Source organism: Rhodobacter capsulatus, assembly GCF_005144475.1.
GTDB classification, from domain to species: domain Bacteria; phylum Pseudomonadota; class Alphaproteobacteria; order Rhodobacterales; family Rhodobacteraceae; genus Rhodobacter; species Rhodobacter capsulatus_C.
Genome location: NZ_SWJZ01000021.1, coordinates 69855 through 94270, shown reverse-complemented (window position 1 = coordinate 94270; position 24416 = coordinate 69855). Strand labels below are relative to the sequence as shown.

Here is a 24416-nt window from a genome sequence, read left to right as displayed (position 1 = left end):
GGCTCGCCCCCCTGACCCCCCGGGATATTTGAAGCAAGATAAAAGGGCGCCCGTGCAGGAGCGCCCTTTTGCATTTATCTTGCCCGAAATATCCCGGGGTCCGGGGCGGAGCCCCGGCCTTCCTCAGCCCAGGCAAACCAGCGCATGGCGCTTCTTGCCCGCGCTCAGCTTCACCGGCGCGGCCAGATCGGCGGCCGAAAACATCCGCCCGGCGTCAAGGCAGATCTCGTCATCGACCTTCAGGCCGCCCTCGGAAATCAGCCGCTTGCCGTCCTTGCCGGTCTTCGCCAGCCCCGAACGCACGACGAGCTGCGCCAGGCTGATGCCCTCGGCCAGTTCCTCGGCGCTCAGGCTCAGGCGCGGCAGATCCTCGCCGACGCCGCCCCGCTCGAAAACCTCGCGCGCGGTGGCCTCGGCCGCCGCCGCCGCTTCGGCGCCGTGCAGCAGCGTCGTCACCGCATTCGCCAGAATGATCTTCGCGCCGTTGATCTCGGACCCTTCCAGCTTGCCCAGCCGGTCGCATTCATCGACCGGCAGATCGGTGTAAAGCTTCAGGAACCGGCCCACATCGGCATCGGTCGTATTGCGCCAGAACTGCCAGAATTCGTAAGGGCTCAGCATCTCGCCGTTCAGCCAGACCGCGCCGCCCTGCGACTTGCCCATCTTGCGCCCGTCCGAGGTGGTCAGAAGCGGCGTCGTCAACCCGAAAATCTCGCGATCGAGCACCCGGCGCGTCAGATCGATGCCGTTGACGATATTGCCCCATTGATCCGAGCCGCCCATCTGCAGCAGACAGCCATAGCGGCGGTTCAGCTCCAGGAAATCATAGGCCTGCAGGATCATGTAGTTGAATTCAAGGAAGCTCAGCGACTGTTCGCGGTCCAACCGCGATTTCACCGATTCGAAGCTCAGCATCCGGTTGACCGAGAAATGCCGCCCGATGTCGCGCAGGAACTCAAGGTAATTCAGATCGTCAAGCCACTCGGCATTGTTGCGCATCAGCGCGCCATTGCCGTCGTCCTTGTAATCGAGATAGCGCGCAAAGACCCGCTGCATCCCGGCGATATTCTCGTCGATCCTCTCGGGCGTCAGCAGCGGACGCTCCTCGGAGCGGAAGCTGGGATCGCCCACCTTCGTCGTGCCCCCGCCCATCAGCGTGATCGGCTTGTGCCCGGTCTTCTGGAACCAGCGCAGAAGCATGATGTTCAGCAGATGCCCGACATGCAGCGAGGCCGCCGTGGCATCATAGCCGATATAGCAGGTCACCATCCCCCCCGCCAAAGCGGCGTCAAGTTCTTGAAGATCGGTGCAATCGGCCAGAAATCCGCGCTCGATGATGACGCGCAGGAATTCCGATTTCGGATGATAAGTCATCGTGCTTGTCCCTTGGCTGGCCCCATGCGTATATCGGCGCAAGCGCAAAAGGGGAAGAGATGTTGAAAACGGGCGCAAAAACGGGGCCGGTCTGGGCCGTCGGCACGATGTCGGGAACCTCGCTTGACGGTGTCGACGCGGCGGCGCTGCTGACCGACGGCCATGCGATCCTCGATTTCGGCCCCACGGCCTATCGCCCCTACACCCCCGCCGAGCGCGGCGCGATCCATCGTGCGCTTGGCCGCTGGCCGGGCCAGGACGGCGTGGCCGAGGCCGCCGAGGTGGTCGAGACCGCCCATGCCGAGGTGCTCTCGGCGCTGCTCGCCGATCTGCCCGAGGAGGCGGGCGAGGTGCTGATCGGCTTTCACGGCCAGACGCTGGCGCATGATCCGAACGGGCAGCACGGGGCGCGGCGCACGCATCAGGCGGGCGATGGCGCGGTGCTGGCCGAGGTGCTGGGCCATCCGGTGGTCTGGGATTTCCGCTCCATGGATGTGGAAATGGGCGGGCAGGGGGCGCCTCTGGTGCCGTTCTTCCATTTCGCCTGCGCGCGATGGGCGGGGCTTTCGGCGCCTTGCGCCTTTCTCAATCTGGGCGGGGTGGGCAATGTCACCTGGCTTGATCCGCGCCTGCCCGCCCCCGAAGCCGAGGGCGCCGTGCTGGCCTTCGACACCGGCCCGGCGAATGCGCCGATCGACGATCTGATGCGCCGCCGCCTGGGCGCCACGGCCGATATCGGCGGCGCGCTTGCGCTTTCGGGTCGGGTGGAGGAGGCCGCGGTGACCGCCTTCCTCGGCCATCGGCATTTCTTCCGCATGCCGCCGAAGTCGCTGGATCGCAACGAATTTTCGGCCGCTCTGGCGTTCATAGACCAACTCGACGATGCCGATGCGGTGGCGACGCTCACCGCCTGTGCCGCCGCCGCCGTCGCGCGCGGCTTCGAGCATTTCCCCAGCCCGCCCGAGCTGATCCTCGTTTCGGGGGGCGGTCGGCTCAATGCCGCGATGATGGCGGAGCTGGCCGCGCGGCTGCCCTGTGCGGTGGCGCCGATCGAAGAGATCGGCCTCGATGGCGACATGCTCGAGGCGCAGGCCTTCGCCTATCTGGCGGTCCGGGTCGCGCGCGGCCTGCCGACCTCGGGCCCGACCACGACCGGCGTCGCCGCGCTGGTCGGCGGCGGCAAGGTCAGCTGGCCGCAGTAACCGCGATGCAGTAACCGCAATCCGGTCAGCCCCCTTGACCCAAAGCGGCTTTGTTCCTATTTGAGGCTCAGCCGAAAAACGTAAGACCGGTCAGGTTATCCCGGTCACCGCCCCTTGGGGCGGGAGCTAGTCGATCTCGAACCCGCGGCGCATCCTATCGAGAGAGACCATGCAAACCCCCGATCCAAAACGCGAAAAGCTGACCATCCTTCTGGCGCAGGTGTTCATCTCCTGCCTGATGGCGCTGATGATGACCTTTCTGTTCTCGATCCTGCTGCAGGGCTTCCCCGAGGGCTGGGCGCTGATCTGGCTGCGCAACTGGCTCACCGCCTGGCCGGTGGCGTTCCTGCTGTCGCTCGGCGTCGGCCCCTTGTCGTTCAAGCTGGCCTTCCGCGTGATGCACCGCCCCGTGCGCGAGGGCTGATCAGCCGGGAATGTCAAAGCCCGGCGCGGCCATCTCGAAACCCTCGAAGCGGAACCCCGGGCTGACGGTGCAGCCGACCAGCGTCCAGTCGCCCAAGGTCCGTGCCGCCTGCCAATGGCCGGTCGGCACGATGCCCTGCACCACCTCGGCGCCGAGCACATCGGGGCCAAGGCGAAGCCGCGTCACCGGCCCGCTGTCCTGCGCGGCAACCCGCAATTCAAGCGGGCTTCCGGCGTGAAAATGCCAGATCTCGGCGGCGTCCACCCGGTGCCAATGGCTGGCCTCGCCCGCTTTCAGCAAAAACAGGATCGCCGTTCCCGCAGCGCGCCCCCCCGGCGCCGCCTCGGCCACCCAGGTCTGGCGATACCAGCCCCCCTCGGGATGCGGCTCCAGCCCCAGTTGCGCGATGATCCGATCTGCCTCGCCCATGATCCCTCCGGGTTTCTTCTTGGCGCAAATACGCCCGCCGGAGGCTTCAAAGTCAAAGAAAAACCGCCGGGGGCAGGGTGCCTCCGGCGGAATTTGCGTATTTGGACCAAGAAGAAGCCGAGGCTTATTTCAGGCCCGAATTACTTCAGAATGGCGCGGCCCATGTATTCGGCGGTCTCGCCCAGCATTTCCTCGATGCGGATCAGCTGGTTGTATTTCGCCAGCCGGTCCGAGCGCGCGAGCGAGCCGGTCTTGATCTGACCGCAGTTCGTCGCCACCGCCAGATCGGCGATCGTCGCGTCCTCGGTCTCGCCCGAACGGTGCGACATGACGTTGGTGTAGCGCGCGCGATGCGCCATCTCGACCGCCTTCAGCGTCTCCGAGAGCGAGCCGATCTGGTTCACCTTCACCAGCATCGCATTGGCGACGCCTTTCTTGATCCCCTCGGCCAGACGCGCCGGGTTGGTGACGAAAAGATCGTCGCCCACCAGCTGCACCTTGTCGCCCAAAGCATCGGTCAGCAGCTTCCAGCCTTCCCAGTCATCCTCGGCGCAGCCGTCCTCGATCGAGATGATCGGATATTCGGTGCAAAGCTTGGCCAGGTAATCGACATTCTCGGCCGAGGTCAGCGACAAGCCCTCGCCCTTCATCTCGTATTTGCCGCCCTTGAAATATTCGGTCGAGGCGCAGTCAAGCGCCAGATAGATGTCCTCGCCCGGCTTGTAGCCCGCCTTTTCGATCGCCTTCAGGATGAAGTCGAGCGCGTCGCGGGTCGAGGCGAGCATCGGCGCAAAGCCGCCCTCGTCGCCAAGGCCGGTCGACAGCCCCTTGGCCGACAGTTCCTTCTTCAGCGTGTGGAACACTTCCGAGCCCATGCGGACGGCGTCGCGGATATTGCCCGCGCTGACCGGCATGATCATGAATTCCTGAATGTCGATCGGGTTGTCGGCGTGCTCGCCACCGTTGATGATGTTCATCATCGGCACCGGCAGGACGCGGGCCGAGGTGCCGCCGACATAGCGGTAAAGCGGCTGCGCGGTGAAATCGGCGGCGGCTTTCGCGCAGGCGAGCGAGACGCCAAGGATCGCGTTCGCGCCCAGACGGCCCTTGTTGTGGGTGCCATCCAGCTCGATCATCAGCTTGTCGATGCCTTCCTGATCGGTGACGTCCTCGCCCACCAGATTCTCGGCGATCTCGCCATTCACCGCCATCACGGCTTCCAGCACGCCCTTGCCCATGTAGCGCGACTTGTCGCCGTCGCGGCGTTCCACCGCCTCATGCGCGCCGGTCGAGGCGCCCGAGGGCACGGCGGCGCGGCCCATCGTGCCGTCTTCGAGGGTGACGTCCACCTCGACGGTCGGATTGCCGCGGCTGTCGAGAATTTCGCGCGCGTGGATGTCGATGATCGTGCTCATGAGAGTGCTCCGATTGGAAAATCGCCTTCTGCATAGCCTAATGCAGCCGCAGCGAAAAGGCCTCCGATAGCGGTAACGGCGCTGTTAGCGTCCGACTTTTCGTGAATTTTTCGCGTCAGGCGGCGGGGGTCCCGGCCTTGGCCATACGGCCTTGGCGGGCCAGCGTGTAAAGCCCCGAGGCGACGATGATCGCGCCGCCGATCAGCGTCCAGCGGTCCGGCGTTTCGGCAAAGACCGCCCAGCCGATGATCAGCGCAAAGATCAGCCGCGTGTAACGAAACGGGGTGATGACCGAGACCTCGCCCAGCCGCATCGCCGCGATCAGCGCATAATAGCCCGCCGTGCCGAAGATCAGCGCCCCGGTGATCCCCGCCAGATCGAAGGCGGTGGGCGGGATCATCGGGCCCTGAAACGGCACCAGCAGCGCGCCTGCGGGAATCACCGAAGCGAATCCGTAGGTTGCAAGCTGCATCGAGGTGATGGATTTCGGCACGCGGCGCGTCACCACATCGCGCGCGGCCAGGCCCAGCACGCCGACGACGGCGAAAAGCGACAGCACCGAAAAGCCCTCGGTGCCGGGGCGGATCACGATCAGCACGCCCAGAAAACCGACGCCGATCGCCGACCAGCGCCGCCAGCCGACCTGCTCGCCAAGGAACAGCGCGGCGCCAAGGGTCACCGCAAGCGGCGTCGCCTGCAAGATCGCCGAGGCTTCGGCCAAGGGCGTGAAGGCCACGGCGCAGACGAAGGCCAGCGTGCCGATCAGCTCGCCGAAATTGCGCCCGATCACCGCCGGGGCCAGCAGATCGCGCGAGAACAGCCGGTCGCCGTTGCGCAGGGCCAGCGTCGCAAAGATCGCCGTGCCGCCGATGCCCAGAAGCATCAGGATCTCGCCCACCGGCAGATGCCCGGCCAGGAATTTGACGCACATGTCCTCGATGGCGAAGCCCGCCATCGCAAGCACCATCAACAGACTTCCGCGGAGATTTTCAGCACCATGTCCCATGGCGGTCCCCTGCCAGCGCGCCGCTGAAAGGTCCAGAGCGCGATTGTATCCGCCACAAGTCAGGTGCCGCAGAAGGTGCGGGCGACGCGTTCCTCTGCCGTCGGGGCGGCCTCATAGGCGGTAAATTCGGGTGCGGGATCAAAGGGATGGGCCAAAGCCGCCTGGAGCTGCCGGAACGGCGCGAAATCGCCCGCGACGGCGGCGGTGATCGCCTCTTCAAGGCGGTGGTTGCGCGGGATCCGCACCGGATTGGCGGCAGAAAGGACGGCCTGCGGCACCACCTCGCGCGTCAGCCGCGCCTGCCAGCCGGGCGCCCAGCTGTCGAAGGCGGCGGGATCGGTGAATTCGTCGCGCGCCCGCCCGGTGGCCAGACCGCGGAAGGTGCGGGTGAAATCGGCGCCCTCGGTGGCCATGCGCGCAAGCAGGCTTTCGATCAGCCCGCGGTCCTCGGGCGTGGCACGGGCGATGCCGATCTTGCGTCCCATCCGGAAGAGCCATTCCGCCTGATACGCGGGGGCAAAACCGTCGAGCACCGCCTGCGCCTGTTCCACCGCCTCGGCCTCGGGGCCGATCAGCGGCAGCAGACAGGAGGCCAGCTGCGTCAGGTTCCACAGCGCGATCTGCGGCTGGTTCGCATAGGCGTAACGCCCCTGACGGTCGATCGCGGAAAACACCTTTTGCGGGTGATAGGCATCCAGAAAGGCGCAGGGGCCGTAATCGATCGTCTCGCCCGAGAGCGCGCAATTGTCGGTGTTCATCACGCCATGGATGAAGCCGAAAGACAGCCACTGCGCCACCAGTTTCGCCTGGGCGGCCACCGCGGCGGCCAGCAGGCCAAGCGGGCCTTCCGCCTCGGGGTAGTGGCGGGAAAGCGTGTAATCGCAAAGTGTTGCAAGCGCTTCTTCATCCTGCCGCGCGGCGAAATATTCAAAGGTGCCAACCCGGATATGGCTGGCGGCGATGCGCGCGATCACCGCACCCGGCCGGTGAAACCCGTCGCGATAGACGCCTTGCCCGGTCAGCACCGCGCCAAGTGCCCGCGTCGTCGGCACGCCAAAGGCCGCCATGGTTTCCGACACCAGATATTCGCGCAACACCGGCCCGATCCAGGCCCGCCCGTCGCCACCGCGCGACCAGGGCGTGCGGCCCGCGCCTTTCAGCACCCAGTCAAAGCGCGCGCCATCGGGGGCGATGACCTCGCCCAGCAGGATCGCCCGCCCATCGCCCAGCTGCGGCACGAAACCGCCGAACTGATGGCCCGCATAGGCCTGCGCGATCGGCGCGGCGCCCTCGGGAACCAGATTTCCGGCCAGAACCGCCGTGCCCTCGGCGCTTTCCAGCCAATCCGCGTCGATCCCCAGCCGCGCCGCCAGCGCCCGGTTCACCACAACCGGAGCGGGTGCCGCCCCCGGGGTCGGATCCTGCCGGGCAAAGAACCGCTCGGGCAGGCGGGCATAGGACGGGTCAAAATCCGGGGTCATGCCTTAACATCTGGCTCAGACGCATATTTGGTCAAGTGAAACTGCGTCTTTGCCCCAGGAAAAGCCGCTGATTTTTCCTGGTTCAAATACGCTTCTGTCTCAGAGCCGGGACAGGCGCTCGGTCAGCAGGCTGTAGAAGCCCTCGGCGTCGATCTCGCGCAGGAAAAGCGCATTCGGGTCGCGCGGGGTGACGCGCCACCAATCGGCGACGGTCATGCCCATGGTCAACTCCGAATGGGTCTCGATCTCGACATTGATGAAACGGCCCTCGAAGAGATCGGGGCGCAACAGCCAGGCGATGACGCAGGGGTCATGCAGCGGCGCCCCTTCCGAGCCATATTTCGTCCTGTCGAAGCGTTCGAAGAAATCGGTCCAGCTTGCCACCGCGGCGCCGACCGGGGTGTTCAGCGCCCGGAACGCCTCGATCCGCGGCCGTGTGGTCAGCGCCTTGTGCGTCGCGTCAAGTGGCATGACGACCAGCGGGACCCCGGATTTGAACACGATTTCCGCGGCTTGCGGGTCGACGTAAATGTTGAACTCGGCCGCCGGGGTGGTGTTGCCGACCTCGAAATAGGCGCCGCCCATCAAGACGATCTGTTCGACCTTCGAGACGATCTCGGGGGCGCGGCGAAAGGCCGTGGCGATATTCGTCAGCGGCCCGAGCGGGCAAAGCGTCACCGTTCCCGGGGCCTCGCGGCGCAGCGTCTCGATGAGGAAATCGACCGCATGCTGGTCTTGCAGCGGCATCGTGGGGTCAGGCAGCGGGATGCCGTCGAGCCCGGTTTTCCCGTGCACATATTCCGCCGTCACCAGCGGGCGCAGCAGCGGCCGGTCACAGCCCGCGAAGATTTTCACGTCGCGCCGCCCGGCCAGTTCGCAGACGATCCGCGCGTTCTTCGTGGTCAGCGCCAAGGGCACGTTGCCCGCAACGCAGGTGATGCCCAGCACGTCAAGTTCCGGGCTGCCAAGCGCCAGAAGGATCGCCACGGCGTCATCCTGTCCCGGGTCGGTGTCGATGATGATCTTGCGCGTCATGCTTGTTCCCGTGCCGTTGCCGGGCAGGCCTCAGCCCGCCATCGCGGTTTCCAGCGCTTCCAGCGCCGCCATCCAGAGTTCCTCGGCCCGGCCCATCGCCGCGCGGGCTTCGGCGTGTTTGAGCATCCATTTCTCGCGCTCGGCGGCGCGGGCGGCTTCGTAAAGGGTAGGATCGGCGAGTTTCTCGTCAAGCTTGCCAAGCATCTCCGCCAGTTTTTCGACCCGTTCCTCGCATTTGCGCGCCTCGGCGCGCAGCGCCAGAATCCGCTCGCGCGAGGGCGGCGGGGCCTTCTTTTCCACCGCTTTCGGCGCGGGCTTGTCGTCGGGATCGCCCGCGAGCAATTCGGCCCGGTAGGCTTCCAGATCGGCGGGGTAGGGCGCCACCGCGCCGCCTTTCACCAGCCAGAGCCGGTCGGCGACGAGCGACAAAAGGTGCATGTCGTGGCTGACCAGGATCACCGCGCCGGAATAGGCGGTCAGCGCCTCGACCAGCGCCTCGCGGCTTTCGATATCAAGGTGGTTTGTCGGCTCATCGAGGATCAGCAGATGCGGCGCGTCCAAAGTGGCCAGAAGCAGCGACAGCCGCGCCTTCTGCCCGCCCGAAAGCTTGCCCACAGCGGTTTCCGCCTGATCCGCCAGAAGCCCGAAGCCCGCAAGGCGTGCGCGCAGCTTCGCCTGATGCTCCTCGGGGCGCAGGCGTTGCAGATGCAAGAGCGGGCTTGCGCCAAGGTCCAGCTCATCCACCTGATGCTGGGCGAAATAGCCGATCCGCAGCTTTGACGACCGGGCAATCCGCCCCTCGCAAGTGTCAAGCTTGGCCGCCAAAAGCTTCGACAGCGTCGATTTCCCCTCGCCGTTGCGGCCCAGAAGCGCGATCCGGTCATCCTGATCGATGCGCAAATTCAGTCGCCGCAGAATCGGCTTGTCGCCATAGCCCACCGCCGCGCCATCCAGCGTGATGATCGGCGGCGAAAGCTGTTCCGGCACGGGGAAGCTGAAGACCTGTTTCGCCGCCTCCTCGGGGGCGGTGATCGGCTCCATCTTTTCCAGCATCTTGACGCGCGCCTGCGCCTGCGCGGCCTTCGTCGCCTTGGCCTTGAAGCGATCGACGAAGCTTTGCAGATGCGCGCGCCGCGCCTCCTGTTTCTTCGCCGCCGCCGCCAGGTTCGCGCGTGCCGCAGCCCGTTGGCGGGCGAACTGGTCGTAAGGCCCGTTCCACAAGGTCAGCTTGCGGTTTTCCAGATGCAGGATCGAGCCCACGGCGCGGTTCAGCAAATCGCGGTCGTGGCTGATGATGATGACCGTATGCGGGTAGCGGGCCAGATATTGTTCGAGCCAAAGCGCCCCTTCGAGGTCGAGATAGTTCGTCGGCTCGTCCAGCAGCAACAGATCGGGCTGGGCGAAGAGCACGCCGGCCAGTGCCACGCGCATCCGCCAGCCGCCCGAGAAATCCGAACAGGGGCGGCGCTGCGCCTCGGCGTCAAAGCCGAGCCCGCGCAGGATCGCGCTGGCGCGGCCCTCGGCCGACCAGGCGTCGATATCGGCAAGGCGGGTCTGGATCTCGGCAATCCGGCCGGGGTCGGTCGCGGTCTGCGATTCCGCCAACAGATCCGCGCGTTCGGTATCGGCGGCCAGAACCGTATCCAGAAGGCTCGTTTCAGAGGAGGGCACCTCCTGCGCGACGCCGCCGATACGGGCGCGCACGGGCAGGCAGATCTCGCCCGATTCGAGCGCAAGCTCGCCCCGGATCAGTCGGAACAGCGTGGTTTTCCCCGCGCCATTGGCGCCGACAAGGCCGACCTTGTGGCCGGTGGGGATCCGGGCCGAGGCTGCGTCAAACAGCGGGCGGCCCTCGATGGCATAGGTGATGGCGTCAAGCGTGAGCATGTCTTGGCTCTGCCTCAGCCGGGGCCGCGCGTCAATGGCGCGGGTGCCGACCGGCGCAATCCTTCCGGGCCCGGCTTTGCGCATTTGTCGCATTTCCTGCCCAAAACGGCAGTTGCCCGGGGGTTTTCAACATCCCTGCCGCATGATAGCAGGCGCCAGACGCTTTTCTGACCGGCTGCCCGGTCCCCAACCAAAGAGGCTTCCCCTCATGGCCATCGAACGCACGCTTTCGATCATCAAACCCGACGCGACGCGCCGCAACCTCACCGGCAAGATCAATGCCAAATTCGAGGAAGCGGGCCTGCGCATCGTCGCGCAAAAACGCCTCAAGCTGAGCCTGGAACAGGCCGGCAAATTCTACGAAGTGCACAAGGAACGCCCCTTCTACGGCGAGCTGTGCGAGTTCATGGCGTCCGAGCCGGTCGTCGTGCAAGTGCTGGAAGGCGAAGGCGCGATCGCCAAGAACCGTGAAGTGATGGGCGCCACCAACCCGGCCAATGCCGCCGACGGCACCATCCGCAAGGAATTCGCCCTCTCGGTCGGCGAAAACTCGGTCCACGGGTCGGACGCGCCGGAAACCGCCGCGGCGGAAATCGCCTTCTTCTTCTCGGGTCTCGAACTGGTCGGCTGAGTGCCCGACCTTCGGGTCTGCGGCTAGCGCCGCAGGCCGACACCAATCGCATCAAGGGCCGCCTCGATCCCGGGGTGGCCCTTTTGCTTGCCCCGGGTCCGGGCCTTCATCGCATCGAAGCTGACGCGCAGCGCCTCCTTTTCGGCGCCGCGGCAATCGTTCCACGGGCGGCCCTGCAGCGCCATCACCAGGGCATAAAAGCCGATGAAATGCGGTGGATTGCCCGCCCGAAGCCAGGCTTCATAGGCGGCCTCGGCGCCCATGGCGCGCAGCGCTTCGGCACTGTCGATGCCCGCGCGGACAAAGCCTTCGGCAGTGGCGGGGCCGATGCCGGGAATGTCGGTCAGAGGGGAGAGAGGGGGGGATTGCATGGGACGCTCCGGATCAGAAGAACTCTCTCCGATCAGGAGCCGTCCCGCAAGTCTCGCACGCCCGCGGGCGGCGCGGCGGGGCCGGTCAACGGCCCCGGTCCGAGGGCCTCAGATCGAGGCCCAGTCGGTGATCGTCTTGCCGGCCTGAACGGGTTTTTCCGCATGGCCCTGCTGTTGCACCGAAGCTTTCGCCTCGGCCTGTTGACGGTGCACGCCGTCCTGCTGATCGGAAGACACCATTCCCATTTGTTGCGTCTGTTGCATGTCGGGCCTCGCTTTGTCACCTTGCTCCGGCATGGAGCGTCTGAATTGCGGCGACACTATGACGCAGCTAAACGGAGCCGCCCGAAACTTCAACTCACGATGAAAGGAGCGTTAGCGTTACCCGAACAGGCCGGGCGGAAAATGGCCGACCCCGCGGGCCGAAACCACACGGGGGCGACAGAACGTCGTTGATTTTGAAACATTTCCGTGAGGGGCGGTCAGACTTCCAGATCCGCCGTCAGCGTCGTGCGGGCCCGCGGACCTGCGCCGCAGATGCCGATCCGCGGCGCCCCGGGCAGGCGCAGCAGATGCTCCAATGCGGCGTTGTCGCGCACCAGATCGCCGACGGAATGGCTGTCCATCGCGGTGTAGAAGGCCTCGAGCGCCGCCTCGATCGCCTCGCGGAAGCGGCAGGCATCGCAGAGCGGGCAGGTGTTGTTCTCGCCGTCCAGACATTCGACGAAGGGCAGCACCGCCTCGAAGGTGCGCAACACCTCGCCGACGCCGATCTGATCCATCGGACGCGCCAGCCGCAACCCCCCCGACCGGCCGCGCTGCGTCTCGATGAAGCCGCGCTGCGCCAGCGTGTTCACCACCTGCGCCAGGTGGTTTTCCGAGGCGTTGCAGGCCTCGGCGATTTCGTGCTTGCGCACGATCCTGTCGCCGTTCACGGCACAGAACATCAGGGTGCGCATTGCCAGGTTGGTCCGAGTCGTCAGTCGCATGCTGGCTCCAGGGGTTGCCGAAAACGGGATAAGGCATGTCACAGATATTGTTTTGACATATGTCAGGATTTCGCGGCGATTGACAGTGCAACGGTGTCCTTGCGGCAATATGTCTGCAAGGTATTCCTTTTGCAGCAAGTTCTTGCGCGGTCCGCGTCGGCGCGGCGCCAAAAGAACAGGCGCGAGGAAGATCCCCGCGCCCTTTGTGCCGCAAATTTGCGCAAGACCTCAGTTCATGTGTTCGGGCCGGGGCGTCTGGGCACTGCGCACGGGCAGGATCGGATGCACCACTTCGGGCTGCTCGCCGGTCAGCGCGCCAAGGAAGGCGGTGATCTGATCGATCTGGGCATCGTCGAGCGTCGCGCCGAGCTGCGAATTCGCCATCACCGCCACCGCCTCGCGCAGATCCCAGACTTTGCCGGAATGGAAATAGGGCGCCGTCAGCGCGATGTTGCGCAGGGGCCCGGCGCGGAAGACATATTCGTCATCCGCCGTCGCAGTGACCGCAAAGCGGCCCTTGTCGCCCGCGGGCAGCACCTCGGCGCCGGGTTTTTCCACCACGCCGAAGGGGTAATAGCCGTTGTCGCCGATGTTGATGCCATTGTGGCAAGCGGCGCAGCCGGTGTCGATGAACAGCTTCAGCCCGGCCTTTTCCTCGGCGCTCATCGCGCCGTCAGCCCCCATCAGCCATTGGTCGAATTTCGAATTCGGCGTGATCAGCGTGGCCTCGAAAGCCTCGATCGCCAGCGCGAAATTGTCGAAGCTGATCGGGGCCTTCTGCCCCGGGAAGGCCTTGGCGAAGGCCTCGACATAGCCCGGCATCGATTGCACCGTCGCCACCAGATTTTCGGGGGTGTTGTTCATCTCGACGCCCGCCTGCACCGGGCCCTTGGCCTGCGCCGCCAGATCGGGGGCGCGGCCGTCCCAGAATTGCGCCACGTTGAAGACGGCGTTCAGCGCGGTGGGCGCATTGCGCGGGCCTTTCTGCCAGCCATGCCCGATCGAGGTTTCCAGCCCGTCCACCCCGCCCAGGCCCACATTGTGGCAGGACTGACACGAGAACACGCCCGATTTCGACATCCGCGGATCAAAGAACAGCATCGCGCCCAGATCGATCTTGTCGCGGGTGACGGTGTTGTTGTCGGCCAGTTGCGGCGCCTGCATCGGGATCACTTCAAAGAGGCCCCTGGCCTCTTCGCGCAGTGCCGCATCCTCGGCAAGGGCGGGGGCGGCAAGCAGCGTGGCCACGGCCAACAGGCTGATCTGAGTGCGTTTCATCGGGTCCCTCCGGGTCTTTTTGAATATGGAATACTTCTAAACAGGCGGGCGGGCGGGGGTCTTGATCTGCGTCAAGTTGGAATAAGTCCAGATGTGGCGGGGTGACGCAGGTTTTGGTTGACACCCCAAGTCTATCAAGGCGCTATGGGATGAAAAGGGGGCATGTCCATGGCACTGGAAGACGCGAAAAATCAGATAGATATGGCCTTCACGCGGGAAGATCCGCGCGGTCTGGCCTTCGAGAATGCCTTTGCGGGCGCGACCTCGTTCCTGCGGCGGCGCTACACCAAGGATCTGACCGGCATCGATCTGGCGGTGACGGGGGTGCCCTTCGATCAGGCGGTCACACATCGGCCGGGCACCCGTTTCGGGCCGCGGGCTTTGCGCGAGGCCTCGACGCTGCAGGCCTTCGACGCGCCCTATGGCTGGGGCTTCGATCCGTTCAGCGAGCTGGCGATCGCCGATTACGGCGATCTGGCCTTCGATTATGCCCATACGGCCAGCTTCCCCGACCGGGTGACCGATCACATCGCAGGCATTCTGGCGCAGGGCGCGGGGGTGATCACGCTGGGGGGGGATCACTTCATCACCCTGCCGATCCTGCGCGCCTTTGCCGCCCATCACGGCCCCGTCGCGCTGCTGCATTTCGACGCCCATTCCGACAGCTGGGCCGATGACGACATGAGCCGGATCGACCATGGCACCTTCCTTTACAAGGCGCTGAAACTGAGCTTCGTCGCCCCCGAAACCACCGTTTCCGTCGGCATCCGCACCGACAACCCCGACACCTGCGGCGTGACTATTCTGGACGCGCCCTTCGTGCATCAGGCGGGCGTCGCCGAAACCGTGGCGCGGATCCGCGCGGTGCTGGGCGACCGGCCGACCTATATCAGCTTCGACATCGATTGCCTCGATCCGGCCTTTGCGCCGGGCACCGGCACGCCGGTCTGGGGCGGTCTGGCAAGCTGGCAGGCGGCGGCGATCCTGCGCGGGCTGGCCGGGATCAACCTGATCGGCGGCGATGTCGTCGAGGTCTCGCCGCCTTATGACCCCACCGGCGCCACCGCGATTGCGGGCGCGCATGTCGCCACAGAGTTGATCGCGCTTTACGGTTCCACCCGTCGCAGGGCCCTCAACGCATCGTGACGCAGCCCGAGGGGCTTGCACAGTCTCGTCCCTCTGCCTACATCGCGCTCACCACCTCGCGCCCCACGGCCGCAACACGGAGACATCATGCGCAGCACCTTGCAATATTTCAGCTGGGCATTCGGGTTCACCGCGGTCGGCCTTGCCCTGGCGATGTGGCTTGGCTTCACCTATGAACACACGACCCACGGGGCGCTGTCGTTCTTCTTCGTCGCCTGCGTGCTGGCGGTGCTGGAAATCTCGCTGTCCTTCGACAATGCGATCATCAACGCCAACAAGCTCGGGCAGATGACGCCGGAATGGCAGCGCCGCTTCCTGACCTGGGGGATCCTGATCGCCGTCTTCGGCATGCGGATCCTGTTTCCGCTGCTGATCGTCGTCATCGCCGCGGGCATCGGCCCGATCGAGGCTTTGCGCATCGCCGCGACGCAACCGGCGGAATATTCGCGCATCATCGGCGAGGCGCATCTGTCGATCGCGGCCTTTGGCGGCGCCTTTCTGATGATGGTGGCGCTGAGCTATTTCGTCGATGAAAGCAAGGAAGTGCACTGGTTCGTCGCGCTGGAACGGCGGCTCAGCTCCTGGGCCTCGATCCGCGGCATCGAGGTCGGTTTCCTGCTGGCGATCGTGCTGGCCTTCGCCTGGTGGCTGCCGACGAAGACCGAGGGCACCTTTCTGGTCGCCGCCTGCACCGGGCTTCTGACCTTCCTTGCCGTCGAGGGGCTGGGGCAGGTGCTCGACAAGGCCTCGCTCTCGGGCGATGTCGCCAAGGGCGGGCTGGGCGCTTTCCTTTATCTCGAAGTGCTCGATGCGTCCTTCAGCTTCGACGGTGTGATCGGCGCCTTCGCGCTGACGCAAAACCTGTTCCTGATCGCCATCGGCCTTGGGATCGGCGCCTTTTACGTGCGCTCGATGACGGTGATGCTGGTCGAACGTCAGGCGCTGAGCGAGTTCCGCTATCTGGAACACGGGGCCTTCTGGTCGATCCTCGTGCTGTCGATGGCGATGTTCGCGCAGACGCTGATGCATGTGCCGGAATGGGCGACCGGGCTTCTGGGCGTCGTCTTCATCGGGCTGAGCCTGATGTCCTCGCTGCGCTGGCGCCGGTCGAACCCGGCCTGACGCCCGGGCCTGCGGCACAGATCCGACAAAAGGGCCGGTGCAGACCGGCCCTTTCGCATTGCTCAGGAGGCGCGGCGGAAGCCCGCGGACCGGGCGCCCTCGCCGCCGGTGCGGAACACCGCGCCCTGCGTCGACAGATGCCCAGCCTGATCGCGCAGCACCGCCACCGCGGCCGAGCTTTCCTCGAACATCGCGGCGTTTTGCTGCGTCACCTGATCAAGCTGGTTCACCGCCGAGGAAATCTCGCCCAGACCCATCGACTGTTCCGCCGCCGAATTGGCGATCGCCTGCACCAGCGTGTCCACCTCGGCGACAAGATGATCGATCTCGCCCAGCGCCTGACCCGAGGAATTCACCAGATCGACGCCCTGCCGCACCTGCCGGCCCGAGGTTTCGATCAGCTCCGCGATCTCGCGCGCGGCTTCCGAAGACCGCTGCGCCAGCGCCCGCACCTCCGAGGCGACAACGGCAAAGCCGCGCCCGGTTTCCCCCGCCCGCGCCGCTTCCACGCCCGCATTCAGCGCCAGAAGGTTGGTCTGGAAGGCGATGTCGTCGATGACGCTGGTGATGCGCGAAATCTGTTCCGAACTGCGGGCGATGTCGTTCATCGCGGAAATCGTCTCCTGCACGACGCGCCGCCCCTCGGTCGAGCGCTGCCGCGCCTTGCCGACCGCGCCCGCCGCATTGCGCGCGCCCGAGGACGAGCTTTCCACCGAGGAGGCGAGCTGGTTGATCGCCGCCGCGGTCTCCTCGAGCGAGGCGGCCTGGGTTTCGGTGCGCCGCCCCAGTTCCGCCGAGGCCCCGGACAGGCTCTCGGTCTCGCTCTGGATCGATTGCGCGCTGTCGAGGATCGAGCCGACAAGCTCGGCCATCCGGCCGATCGCCTCATTGTAATGCTGCCGCAGCGCCTCGAATTCCGCCGTCATCGGCCGGTCGAGGCGGTGGTCGAGTTCGCCCGCGCTCAGCGCCGCGATGGCGCTCTGGAAGTCCAGGATCGCCGCCTTGCGCGCGGTGACGTCGGTGGCGAATTTCACCACCTTGTAGGGTTTGCCCTCGGCGTCGAGAATCGGGTTGTAACTGGCCTGGATCCAGACATCGGTGCCGGTCTTGGAAATGCGGCGGAACTCGCCCACCTGCGACTGGCCGGCGCGCAGATCGGCCCAGAAGCTGCGATAGGCGGGGCTGTCGCGGTCTTCGGCGGTGAGGAAGCTGGAATGGTGCTTGCCGACCACTTCCGGCAGGGTGTAGCCCAGAGCCCGCAGGAAAATATCGTTCGCGGTCAGGGTGTTGCCGTTCATGTCGAATTCGATCGTCGCCTGCGAGCGGTTCAGCGCCGCGATCTGCCCGGCCTGATCCAGCGCCGCGGTCTTTGCCTCGGTGACGTCATAGGCGAATTTCACGATCCCGGTCAGCTTGCCTTCAAGCCCGAACAGCGGGTTGTAGGTGGCGCGCAACCAGATGTCCTTGCCGCCCTTGGCCTTGCGCAGGAATTCGCCCGCGACCAGCTCGCCCGCGCGCAGCCGGGTCCAGAACTGCGCGTAATCCGGCTGATCGGCCTTGCCCGCGGGCATGAAAAGGCTGTGATGCTGGTCGATCACCTCGGCGCGCGTGTAGCCGGTGACGTCGAGGAAATTGTCGTTCACCTCGGTCACGCGGCCGTCAAGATCGAACTCGATCACCGCGGCAGAGCGGCAGATGGCTTGCATCATCGCTTCCAGCCGCTTCGTTTTCTTTGTCTTTTCCGTGACATCTGCGGCGAAGTTCACGACATGGGCGGCCTTGCCCGCAGCGTCCTGGACCGGCACATAGGTCGCCTCGATCCAGATCGTCTCGCCGGTCTTGCGTTTGCGCGCGGCGGTGATGCGCTGCACCTTGCCCGCCCGCAGCCCGTCCCAGAACGGGCCTTTCCCGACCCGTCCCGCCTCTTCGGGCGGCATCAGCACCGCGACCGGCTTGCCCACAAGTTCGTTTGACGCATAGCCGAGCAGGTCCGAATAGACCTTGTTCACATGCCGGATCGTGCCGTCGATGTCGATGATGATGACGGCAAGCGCCGTTTCGACGGCACTCCGTTCGGCTTTTTCGAGAATCGACTCGGTGGCGGGCTTCTGGCGGAAGAACATGGCGACTCCGGTGGCACATTGCGGCGCACCCACCTTAGGCTCCGGGTCTTGCCGTCACGTTAATCCGCGCCGCAATTTCACGCCTTGTCCGCGCCTTTCGCCCAGCTTTGCATCACCTTGATGTAATTCGCCCGCTCGTAGCCTTCGGGATCCTCGATCGCGCCATGCGCCAGCATGCCCCGCACCGCGCCCAGATGGTTCACCCCCCGCGCCGCCAGCCAGTCCTCAAGCCCGCGCACCAGCACCTCCATATGCCCCGGCCCGTGCCGCAACAGCGCCGAGGTGCTCATCACCACATCCGCCCCGGCCAGCAGATAGCGCACCACATCCTCGGCGCTCTCGACCCCGGTCGAGGCCGCCAGCGACCCGCCCAGCCGCCCCGAAAGCACGCCGATCCACAAAAGCGGCAGCCGCATCTCGTAGCGGCTCGACAGCTGCAGCGCCGGGGTGACGCTCAGCCCGACCGGGTCGATCTCGGGCTGATAGAAGCGGTTGAACAGCACCACCCCCTTCGCCCCCGCCGCAACGATGCGCTTGGACATGTGCGCGGGCGCGGAAAAATACGGGCCGATCTTCACCGCCACCGGGATCTTCACCGTGTCGCAGACCGCCCGCACCACATCGAGCGTGCGCCGCTCCACATCCGAGCCCGAGACATTCGGATCGGTGGGCAGGAAATAGACGTTCAGCTCGATCGCGGCTGCACCCGCTTCCTCCATGTCATGCGCGGTGTCGGTCCAGCCGGTGTCGGTGGTGCCGTTGATCGAGGCGATGACCGGCACGCTCAGCGCGGTCGCCGCCCGTTCCACCAGCCCGATGGTGTTCGAGCTTTCGAAGGCAAAGGCCGCCTGGGTCGGAAAATAGCTCAGCGCCTCGCCATAGCTTTCGGTGCCATGTTCGACCAGTTGATCCAGGATGCGCTGCTCGTGCCAGATCTGTTCTTCGAAGACCGAGGGCAGCACCACCGCCCCGGCCCCGCAATCGGCCAGCTGCTTGAGCACATCGAGCCGGGCGTTCATCGGGCTGGCCGAGGCGACGACGGGGCTTTGCAGCTCCAGACCCAGATAGCGGGTTTTCAAGTCCATTCCGGGATCCTCACATCTTTCCGGCCGCGCCAAGGGCCCGGGCCGGGTCCGGTCCTGCATCCATACGTGCAAAGTCCTCGTAACTGCGATATTTTTCAAGCACCGCCTGCTGCGCGTCGTTAAGCAAGGCCGCCGCCTCCTCGGGCCGGGTGGCGGCCAGCGCCGAATAGCGCAGCTCGTTGTAGGCATAGTCCTTGAAGGGCAGCGTCGGGCGCGGACTGTCGAGCCGGAACGGCGCCTCTCCGGTGCCGCGCAGCTGCGGGTCATAGCGCAGAAGCGGCCAGTAGCCCGAGGCGACGGCGCGGTCCTGCTGGTCAAGCCCGCGGCGCAGGTCGAAGCCATGCGCGATGCAATGGCTGTAAGCCAGGATGAGGGACGGGCCGTCATAGGCCTCGGCCTCGCGGAAGGCCTGCAGCGTCTGTTGCGGATTGGCCCCCATCGCCACCTGCGCCACATAGACATTGCCGTAAGCCACGGCCTGCAACGCCAGATCCTTCCTGGCCGTGCGCTTGCCCGCGGCGGCGAATTTCGCAATCGCGCCAAGGGGGGTGGCCTTGCTGGCCTGACCGCCGGTGTTCGAATAGACCTCGGTGTCCATGACCAGCACGTTCACGTTGCGCCCCGAGGCCAGAACGTGATCGAGCCCGCCATAGCCGATGTCATAGGCCCAGCCATCGCCGCCGACGATCCAGATCGAACGCCGCACCAGATGGTCGATCACGCTCATCAGATGTTGCGCGCGGCTGTCGTCGCGATGCGCCAGAAGCCGGGTCTTCAGCGTCGCCACCCGCTCGCGCTGCGCCCGGATCTCGCTTTCGCGGATCTGTGGCGCGCTCAGGATCGCCGCCACCAGATCCTCGCCGACCTCGGGCGCCATGTCCTGTGCCAGACTGCGCGCAAGGTCCAGATGCTTGTCGGCGGCGAGCCGGAAGCCCAGACCGAATTCGGCGTTATCCTCGAAGAGCGAATTCGCCCAGGCGGGCCCGCGGCCCTCGGCGTTCTTCGTCCAGGGGGTGACCGGCAGGTTGCCCGAATAGATCGAGGAACAGCCGGTGGCATTCGCGATCATCAGCCGGTCGCCGAAAAGCTGCGACAAGAGCTTGACGTAGGGCGTTTCCCCGCAGCCCGCACAGGCACCCGAAAACTCGAACAGGGGCTCCAGGAATTGCACGCCGCGGACATTGGCGAAATCGACGCGGGCGCGGTCATTCACCGGCAGATGCGCGAAGAAGCTCATCGCCTGGCGGGCCTCCTCCAGCAGCGGCGCCTTGTCGGTCAGGTTGATCGCCCTGACGCCCGGCTCGACCGGGCTTTGCGCCGGGCAGGCCTCGATGCACAGCCCGCAGCCGGTGCAATCCTCGACATGGAATTGCAGGCTGAACCGTGCGCCCGGATAGCCGCGGGCATTGACCGGCGCGGATTTGAACCCCTCGGGCGCGCCTTCAAGCAGGTCTTCGTCGAAATATTTCGCGCGGATCACCGAATGCGGGCACACGAAGCTGCATTGGCCGCATTGAATGCACAGGTCGCTGCGCCAGGCCGGAACCTCGTCGGCGACGTTGCGTTTCTCCCAGGCGGCGGTGCCGGTCGGGAAGGTGCCGTCCGCAGGCAAAAGGCTGACCGGGATCTCGTCGCCGCGGTCCTCCATCATCAAGGCGGTGACGCGGCGGACGAACTCGGGCGCGGTCGGCGGCACGGCGGGCGGGCGCTCGAAGCCTGAGGTGACGGCGGCGGGGATCTTCACCGCATGCAGCCGTTCCAGCGCGCCATCGACGGCGGCGCAGTTCTGTTCGATCACCCGTTTGCCCTTGCGGCCATAGGTTTTCTTGATCGCGGCCTTGATCCGGGCGATCGCGTCCTCGCGCGGCAAGACCCCCGAAAGCGCAAAGAAACAGGTCTGCAGGATGGTGTTGGTGCGCCGCCCCAGCCCCACCTCGCGCGCGGCCGTGTTGGCATCGATGACGTAAAGCTTCAGCCCCTTCGTCAGGATCGTCTGCTGCGCCGACCTTGGCAGGTGGTCCCAGATCTTCTCGGGCCCGAAGGGCGCGTTCAAAAGAACCGTCGCCCCCGGCGCCGCGACGCGCAGCACGTCGATTTTCGACAGGAAGGGGAATTGATGGCAGGCGACGAAATTCGCCTGATGGATCAGATAGGGCGCCTTGATCGGCCGCGGGCCAAAGCGCAGATGCGACACCGTCTGCGCCCCCGACTTGTGGCTGTCATAGACGAAATAGCCCTGCGCGAACAGCCCGGCCTCCTCGGCCAGGATCTTGACCGAGTTCTTGTTGGCGCCCACCGTGCCATCGGCGCCAAGTCCGAAAAAGACCGCGCGAACAACATCTTCCGGCTCGGTGTTGAAATCCGGATCGACGGGCAGGCTGGTGAAGCTGACATCATCGGTGATGCCGACGGTGAAGCCCTGTTTCGGCGCGTCCTTCGCCAGATCGTCGTAAACCGCCTTCACCTGCGCCGGGTCGAAATCCTTGGACGACAGCCCGTAGCGCCCCCCCGTCACCCGCGGCATCAAAGCCCGCTGGCCGGTCGCCACCGCCTCGCACAGCGTCGCCACGACATCGAGGAAAAGCGGCTCTCCGGGGGCGCCGGGTTCCTTGCAGCGATCGAGCACCGCAAGCTTCGTGCAACTGGCGGGCAGGGCGGCCAGAAACGCCGCGGCCGGGAAGGGGCGGTAAAGCCGCACCACCAGCGCGCCAAGCTTCTCGCCCGTGGCGTTCAGCGCGGTCAAAGCCTCCTCGACCACCTCGGCGCCCGAGCCCATGATCACGATCACCCGTTCCGCCGCGGGATCGCCCAGATACTCGACAAGGGAATAGCGCCGCCCGGTCAGGCCGCCCAGCCGCGCCATTTCCGCGGCGACGATCCCCGGAACGGCGGCTTGAAACGGATTGCCCGCCTCGCGGCCCTGAAAGAACACATCGGGGTTTTGCGCCGTGCCGCGCACGACGGGCGTGTCGGGCGAGAGCGCCCGGGCCCGATGGGCGCGCACCAGATCATCATCGATCATCGCGCGGATGGTATCATCGGGGATCAGCCGCAGCGTGTTGACCTCGTGGCTGGTGCGGAAGCCGTCGAAGAAATGCACAAACGGCACGCGGGCGCGCAACGTGGCCGCCTGCGCGATCAGCGCCATGTCATGCGCCTCCTGCACCGAGTTCGACGCCAGCATCGCAAAGCCCGTCGAGCGCACCGCCATCACGTCGGAATGATCGCCAAAGATCGAGAGCGCATGCGTGGCCAGCGCGCGCGCCGCGACATGAAAGACCGTCGGCGTCAGTTCGCCCGCGATCTTGAACATGTTCGGGATCATCAGCATCAGCCCCTGCGAGGCGGTGAAGGTCGTTGTCATCGCCCCGGCCTGCAACGCGCCATGCACGGCCCCCGCCGCCCCGGCCTCGGACTGCATTTCCTGAACCACGGGGACATTGCCCCAGATGTTCTTCAGATCGCGCGCCGCCCATTCGTCGGCCAGCTCCGCCATGGTGGACGAGGGCGTGATCGGATAGATGCCGCAGACCTCGTTCACCCGATAGGCGATATGGGCTGCGGCGGTATTGCCGTCCATCACCGCCTGCAGGCCCGGATCGGCCGGGGTCTTGTGGTCTTGCGCCAGGCTGTCACGCATCGGAGGTCTCCTCGGGGATCATGTCCAGCGCGCCGCAGGGGCATTGTTCGGCGCAGCTGGCGCAGCCGGTGCATTTCGTCAGATCGATGCGGTAGCCGCGGCCGGGGCCGTGCTTGACGATCGCCTGTTCCGGGCAGGCGGCAAAGCAGTTGTCGCATTCGTAGCACTGGCCGCAGGAATAGCAGCGTTGCGCCTCGTAGCGGGCTGCCTTGGTGGTCAGCCCCTTGAGGATTTCCTGAAATCCGCCCATCCGCGCGGTGTCGGCCAGCCGCCGCTGCGCGCTTTGCAGCGCGTCGGCATAAACCGGCAGGTTCAGGCAGGAAAACCCGGCCAAGGGGGCAGGGGTCTTCGGCACATGCAAGCCGCCTGCCAGCCAGGCGTCGATATGGCGCGCGGCCAGTTTGCCATGCCCGGTCGAGATCGTCACCGATTGTTGCGCGGGCACCATGTCGCCGCCCGCGAAAATCCCTGCCGCGCCGGTCTGCATGTCGGGGCCGACGACGACCGCGCCATCGGGGGTGAAGGCAAGCCCCGGCACCGCCTGCAGAAATCCGCTGTCCGATTGCTGACCAAGCGCCAGCACCAGCGCATCGGCGGAAAGCGTTTCAATCTCGCCGGTCGGCTGCGGACGGCCCTCGGCATCCAGTTCCATCCGCTCGATCTGCAGATCGGAACCCGAGATTTCCTTGATCGTCGTCAGCCAGCGGATCTTCACGCCTTCTTCCAGCGCCTCGTCGGCCTCGAACCCATGCGCGGGCATGTGATCGCGGTCGCGCCGGTAGACGATGATGGTTTCGGTGGCGCCCAGCCGTTTGGCCGTACGTGCCGCATCCATCGCGGTGTTGCCACCGCCATAAACGACGACACGACGGCCAAGCAGCGGCGGCGCGGCCGAGGAGGTGTCATGCAGCAGCGTCACCGCATCGAGCACCCGCGCCGCATCGCGCGCCGGGATCTCGACGCGCTTGCCCATTCCGGCGCCGATGGCCAGAAAGACCGCGTCAAAGCCCCCCGCCGCCTTTTCCGCCATCAGATCGGTGACCTTGTGGTTGAGGGTGATCCTGACGCCGAGCGCTTCGATCCGCGCCACATCGGCGGCCAGTTCCGCGCGCGGCATCCGGTAGGCGGGAATGCCGAAATGCATCATCCCCCCCGCCACCGGCCCGGCGTCACGGATCTCGACATCATGCCCCAGACGCGCCAGATGATAGGCGGCAGACAACCCCGCGGGGCCCGCGCCGACGATCAGGACGCGCTTGCCCGTCGCGTCGCGCAGGCGGTGGAACGCCCAGCCCTCGCGCGTTGCCATGTCGCCCAGAAACCGCTCGACCGCATGGATGGAAACGGCGCTGTCCACCTCGGCCCGGTTGCAGCCGCTCTCGCAGGGGTGATAGCAGACGCGCCCATGCACGGCGGGCATCGGGTTGTCTTCGGTCAGCTTTTCCCAGGCCTGGCGGTAGCGCCCCTCCTGTGCCAGCGACAGCCACGCCCGGATGTTTTCCCCCGCCGGGCAGGCGGCCTGACAGGGCGGGGTCAGCGTGACATAGACCGGATGCTGGCTGCGCACCGGCCCCGTGCTGCCCCGCGATCCGCTTGGAACGATCGAGGGCGTCAAATCCCGCAGCCGCGTGCTCATGGTCTTCTCCGGTGGTGGTGTCCCGACCGGGAAAGCCTAGCCCGCCTGTGCAAAGCTGTGCATGATTTGGATCATTTCGAAAAAGATGTGCGCGTCTGAGGGGGGGAAGAAAACGGTCGGTTCGGGCGGATCAGGAAAAGCA

At 65.9% G+C, this 24416-nt stretch carries 20 protein-coding genes; 5 read left to right on the top strand and 15 right to left on the bottom strand.

Features of this window, described 5'->3' with window-relative positions; all coding sequences use genetic code 11:
• Positions 1-123: 123 nt before the first annotated feature.
• Positions 124-1374, bottom strand: coding sequence for a tyrosine--tRNA ligase (gene tyrS / locus FBT96_RS06925; protein WP_136905576.1), 1251 nt, complete (start codon positions 1372-1374; stop codon positions 124-126).
• Between the two features lie 59 nt (positions 1375-1433).
• Between tyrS and FBT96_RS06920 the strand changes: the two genes are divergently transcribed.
• Both FBT96_RS06920 and FBT96_RS06915 read left to right on the top strand, forming a co-directional pair.
• Positions 1434-2576, top strand: coding sequence for an anhydro-N-acetylmuramic acid kinase (locus FBT96_RS06920; protein WP_136905575.1), 1143 nt, complete (start codon positions 1434-1436; stop codon positions 2574-2576).
• A 169-nt stretch (positions 2577-2745) separates the two neighbouring features.
• A complete protein-coding gene (locus FBT96_RS06915; protein ID WP_136905574.1) occupies positions 2746-3000 on the top strand; it encodes a DUF2798 domain-containing protein in 255 nt (84 codons plus the stop codon).
• Here FBT96_RS06915 and FBT96_RS06910 read toward each other — a convergent pair whose 3' ends face one another.
• The 6 genes from FBT96_RS06910 to FBT96_RS06885 form a co-directional block, all read right to left on the bottom strand.
• A complete protein-coding gene (locus tag FBT96_RS06910) occupies positions 3001-3429 on the bottom strand; it encodes a cupin domain-containing protein (RefSeq protein ID WP_136905573.1) in 429 nt (142 codons plus the stop codon).
• Between the two features lie 140 nt (positions 3430-3569).
• The gene (gene eno / locus FBT96_RS06905) at positions 3570-4844 is read right to left on the bottom strand and encodes a phosphopyruvate hydratase (RefSeq protein ID WP_013067439.1); all 1275 of its coding nucleotides are present in this window, start codon (positions 4842-4844) and stop codon (positions 3570-3572) included.
• A gap of 115 nt (positions 4845-4959) precedes the next feature.
• Complete coding sequence (locus FBT96_RS06900) at positions 4960-5850, bottom strand: DMT family transporter (protein WP_136905572.1); 891 nt, start codon at positions 5848-5850, stop codon at positions 4960-4962.
• Between the two features lie 59 nt (positions 5851-5909).
• Entirely contained in the window at positions 5910-7331 is a 1422-nt protein-coding gene (locus FBT96_RS06895; RefSeq protein ID WP_136905571.1) for a protein adenylyltransferase SelO, read from the bottom strand.
• A gap of 99 nt (positions 7332-7430) precedes the next feature.
• A complete protein-coding gene (locus FBT96_RS06890) occupies positions 7431-8366 on the bottom strand; it encodes a nucleoside hydrolase (protein ID WP_136905570.1) in 936 nt (311 codons plus the stop codon).
• Between the two features lie 30 nt (positions 8367-8396).
• A complete protein-coding gene (locus FBT96_RS06885) occupies positions 8397-10253 on the bottom strand; it encodes an ABC-F family ATP-binding cassette domain-containing protein (RefSeq protein WP_136905569.1) in 1857 nt (618 codons plus the stop codon).
• 208 nt (positions 10254-10461) lie between these two features.
• On the opposite strand from FBT96_RS06885, the gene ndk reads away from it, so the two are divergent.
• On the top strand, positions 10462-10884 hold the full coding sequence (gene ndk / locus FBT96_RS06880) for a nucleoside-diphosphate kinase (RefSeq protein ID WP_136905568.1): 423 nt from the start codon (positions 10462-10464) through the stop codon (positions 10882-10884).
• A 23-nt stretch (positions 10885-10907) separates the two neighbouring features.
• On the opposite strand, the gene FBT96_RS06875 is transcribed toward ndk, so the two are convergent.
• The 4 genes from FBT96_RS06875 to FBT96_RS06865 all read right to left on the bottom strand — a co-directional run bounded on the left by FBT96_RS06875 (position 10908) and on the right by FBT96_RS06865 (position 13522).
• Positions 10908-11255, bottom strand: a complete 348-nt coding sequence (locus tag FBT96_RS06875) for a TfoX/Sxy family DNA transformation protein (RefSeq protein ID WP_136905567.1) — start codon at positions 11253-11255, stop codon at positions 10908-10910.
• A gap of 108 nt (positions 11256-11363) precedes the next feature.
• Positions 11364-11495 carry a hypothetical protein gene (locus tag FBT96_RS21425; RefSeq protein WP_283234918.1) on the bottom strand — a complete coding sequence of 44 codons (132 nt, stop codon included), beginning with the start codon at positions 11493-11495 and terminating at the stop codon, positions 11364-11366.
• 242 nt (positions 11496-11737) lie between these two features.
• The gene (locus FBT96_RS06870; RefSeq protein ID WP_136905566.1) at positions 11738-12244 is read right to left on the bottom strand and encodes an RrF2 family transcriptional regulator; all 507 of its coding nucleotides are present in this window, start codon (positions 12242-12244) and stop codon (positions 11738-11740) included.
• 228 nt (positions 12245-12472) lie between these two features.
• On the bottom strand, positions 12473-13522 hold the full coding sequence (locus FBT96_RS06865) for a cytochrome-c peroxidase (protein ID WP_136905565.1): 1050 nt from the start codon (positions 13520-13522) through the stop codon (positions 12473-12475).
• A 168-nt stretch (positions 13523-13690) separates the two neighbouring features.
• Here FBT96_RS06865 and speB point away from each other — a divergent pair, with 168 nt between their 5' ends.
• Positions 13691-14668 carry an agmatinase gene (gene speB, locus FBT96_RS06860; protein WP_136905564.1) on the top strand — a complete coding sequence of 326 codons (978 nt, stop codon included), beginning with the start codon at positions 13691-13693 and terminating at the stop codon, positions 14666-14668.
• 87 nt (positions 14669-14755) lie between these two features.
• Entirely contained in the window at positions 14756-15790 is a 1035-nt protein-coding gene (locus FBT96_RS06855) for a DUF475 domain-containing protein (RefSeq protein WP_136905563.1), read from the top strand.
• 62 nt (positions 15791-15852) lie between these two features.
• Here FBT96_RS06855 and FBT96_RS06850 read toward each other — a convergent pair whose 3' ends face one another.
• The 4 genes from FBT96_RS06850 to FBT96_RS06835 form a co-directional block, all read right to left on the bottom strand.
• Positions 15853-17913, bottom strand: a complete 2061-nt coding sequence (locus FBT96_RS06850; protein WP_136905562.1) for a methyl-accepting chemotaxis protein — start codon at positions 17911-17913, stop codon at positions 15853-15855.
• A 77-nt stretch (positions 17914-17990) separates the two neighbouring features.
• Complete coding sequence (locus FBT96_RS06845) at positions 17991-18998, bottom strand: dihydroorotate dehydrogenase-like protein (protein WP_136905561.1); 1008 nt, start codon at positions 18996-18998, stop codon at positions 17991-17993.
• A gap of 10 nt (positions 18999-19008) precedes the next feature.
• Positions 19009-22638, bottom strand: a complete 3630-nt coding sequence (gene nifJ / locus FBT96_RS06840) for a pyruvate:ferredoxin (flavodoxin) oxidoreductase (protein ID WP_136905560.1) — start codon at positions 22636-22638, stop codon at positions 19009-19011.
• On the bottom strand, positions 22631-24274 hold the full coding sequence (locus FBT96_RS06835; protein ID WP_136905559.1) for an NAD(P)-binding protein: 1644 nt from the start codon (positions 24272-24274) through the stop codon (positions 22631-22633). The genes nifJ and FBT96_RS06835 overlap by 8 nt, the downstream gene beginning before the upstream one ends.
• Positions 24275-24416: the final 142 nt, after the last annotated feature.

Bases quoted from the DNA above. Each gene is read 5' to 3' on its own strand.
- tyrS (WP_136905576.1), bottom strand. From the start codon at position 1,374: ATGACTTATCATCCGAAATCGGAATTCCTGCGCGTCATCATCGAGCGC.
- FBT96_RS06920 (WP_136905575.1), top strand. From the start codon at position 1,434: ATGTTGAAAACGGGCGCAAAAACGGGGCCGGTCTGGGCCGTCGGCACG.
- FBT96_RS06915 (WP_136905574.1), top strand. From the start codon at position 2,746: ATGCAAACCCCCGATCCAAAACGCGAAAAGCTGACCATCCTTCTGGCG.
- FBT96_RS06910 (WP_136905573.1), bottom strand. From the start codon at position 3,429: ATGGGCGAGGCAGATCGGATCATCGCGCAACTGGGGCTGGAGCCGCAT.
- eno (WP_013067439.1), bottom strand. From the start codon at position 4,844: ATGAGCACGATCATCGACATCCACGCGCGCGAAATTCTCGACAGCCGC.
- FBT96_RS06900 (WP_136905572.1), bottom strand. From the start codon at position 5,850: ATGGGACATGGTGCTGAAAATCTCCGCGGAAGTCTGTTGATGGTGCTT.
- FBT96_RS06895 (WP_136905571.1), bottom strand. From the start codon at position 7,331: ATGACCCCGGATTTTGACCCGTCCTATGCCCGCCTGCCCGAGCGGTTC.
- FBT96_RS06890 (WP_136905570.1), bottom strand. From the start codon at position 8,366: ATGACGCGCAAGATCATCATCGACACCGACCCGGGACAGGATGACGCC.
- FBT96_RS06885 (WP_136905569.1), bottom strand. From the start codon at position 10,253: ATGCTCACGCTTGACGCCATCACCTATGCCATCGAGGGCCGCCCGCTG.
- ndk (WP_136905568.1), top strand. From the start codon at position 10,462: ATGGCCATCGAACGCACGCTTTCGATCATCAAACCCGACGCGACGCGC.
- FBT96_RS06875 (WP_136905567.1), bottom strand. From the start codon at position 11,255: ATGCAATCCCCCCCTCTCTCCCCTCTGACCGACATTCCCGGCATCGGC.
- FBT96_RS21425 (WP_283234918.1), bottom strand. From the start codon at position 11,495: ATGGTGTCTTCCGATCAGCAGGACGGCGTGCACCGTCAACAGGCCGAG.
- FBT96_RS06870 (WP_136905566.1), bottom strand. From the start codon at position 12,244: ATGCGACTGACGACTCGGACCAACCTGGCAATGCGCACCCTGATGTTC.
- FBT96_RS06865 (WP_136905565.1), bottom strand. From the start codon at position 13,522: ATGAAACGCACTCAGATCAGCCTGTTGGCCGTGGCCACGCTGCTTGCC.
- speB (WP_136905564.1), top strand. From the start codon at position 13,691: ATGGCACTGGAAGACGCGAAAAATCAGATAGATATGGCCTTCACGCGG.
- FBT96_RS06855 (WP_136905563.1), top strand. From the start codon at position 14,756: ATGCGCAGCACCTTGCAATATTTCAGCTGGGCATTCGGGTTCACCGCG.
- FBT96_RS06850 (WP_136905562.1), bottom strand. From the start codon at position 17,913: ATGTTCTTCCGCCAGAAGCCCGCCACCGAGTCGATTCTCGAAAAAGCC.
- FBT96_RS06845 (WP_136905561.1), bottom strand. From the start codon at position 18,998: ATGGACTTGAAAACCCGCTATCTGGGTCTGGAGCTGCAAAGCCCCGTC.
- nifJ (WP_136905560.1), bottom strand. From the start codon at position 22,638: ATGCGTGACAGCCTGGCGCAAGACCACAAGACCCCGGCCGATCCGGGC.
- FBT96_RS06835 (WP_136905559.1), bottom strand. From the start codon at position 24,274: ATGAGCACGCGGCTGCGGGATTTGACGCCCTCGATCGTTCCAAGCGGA.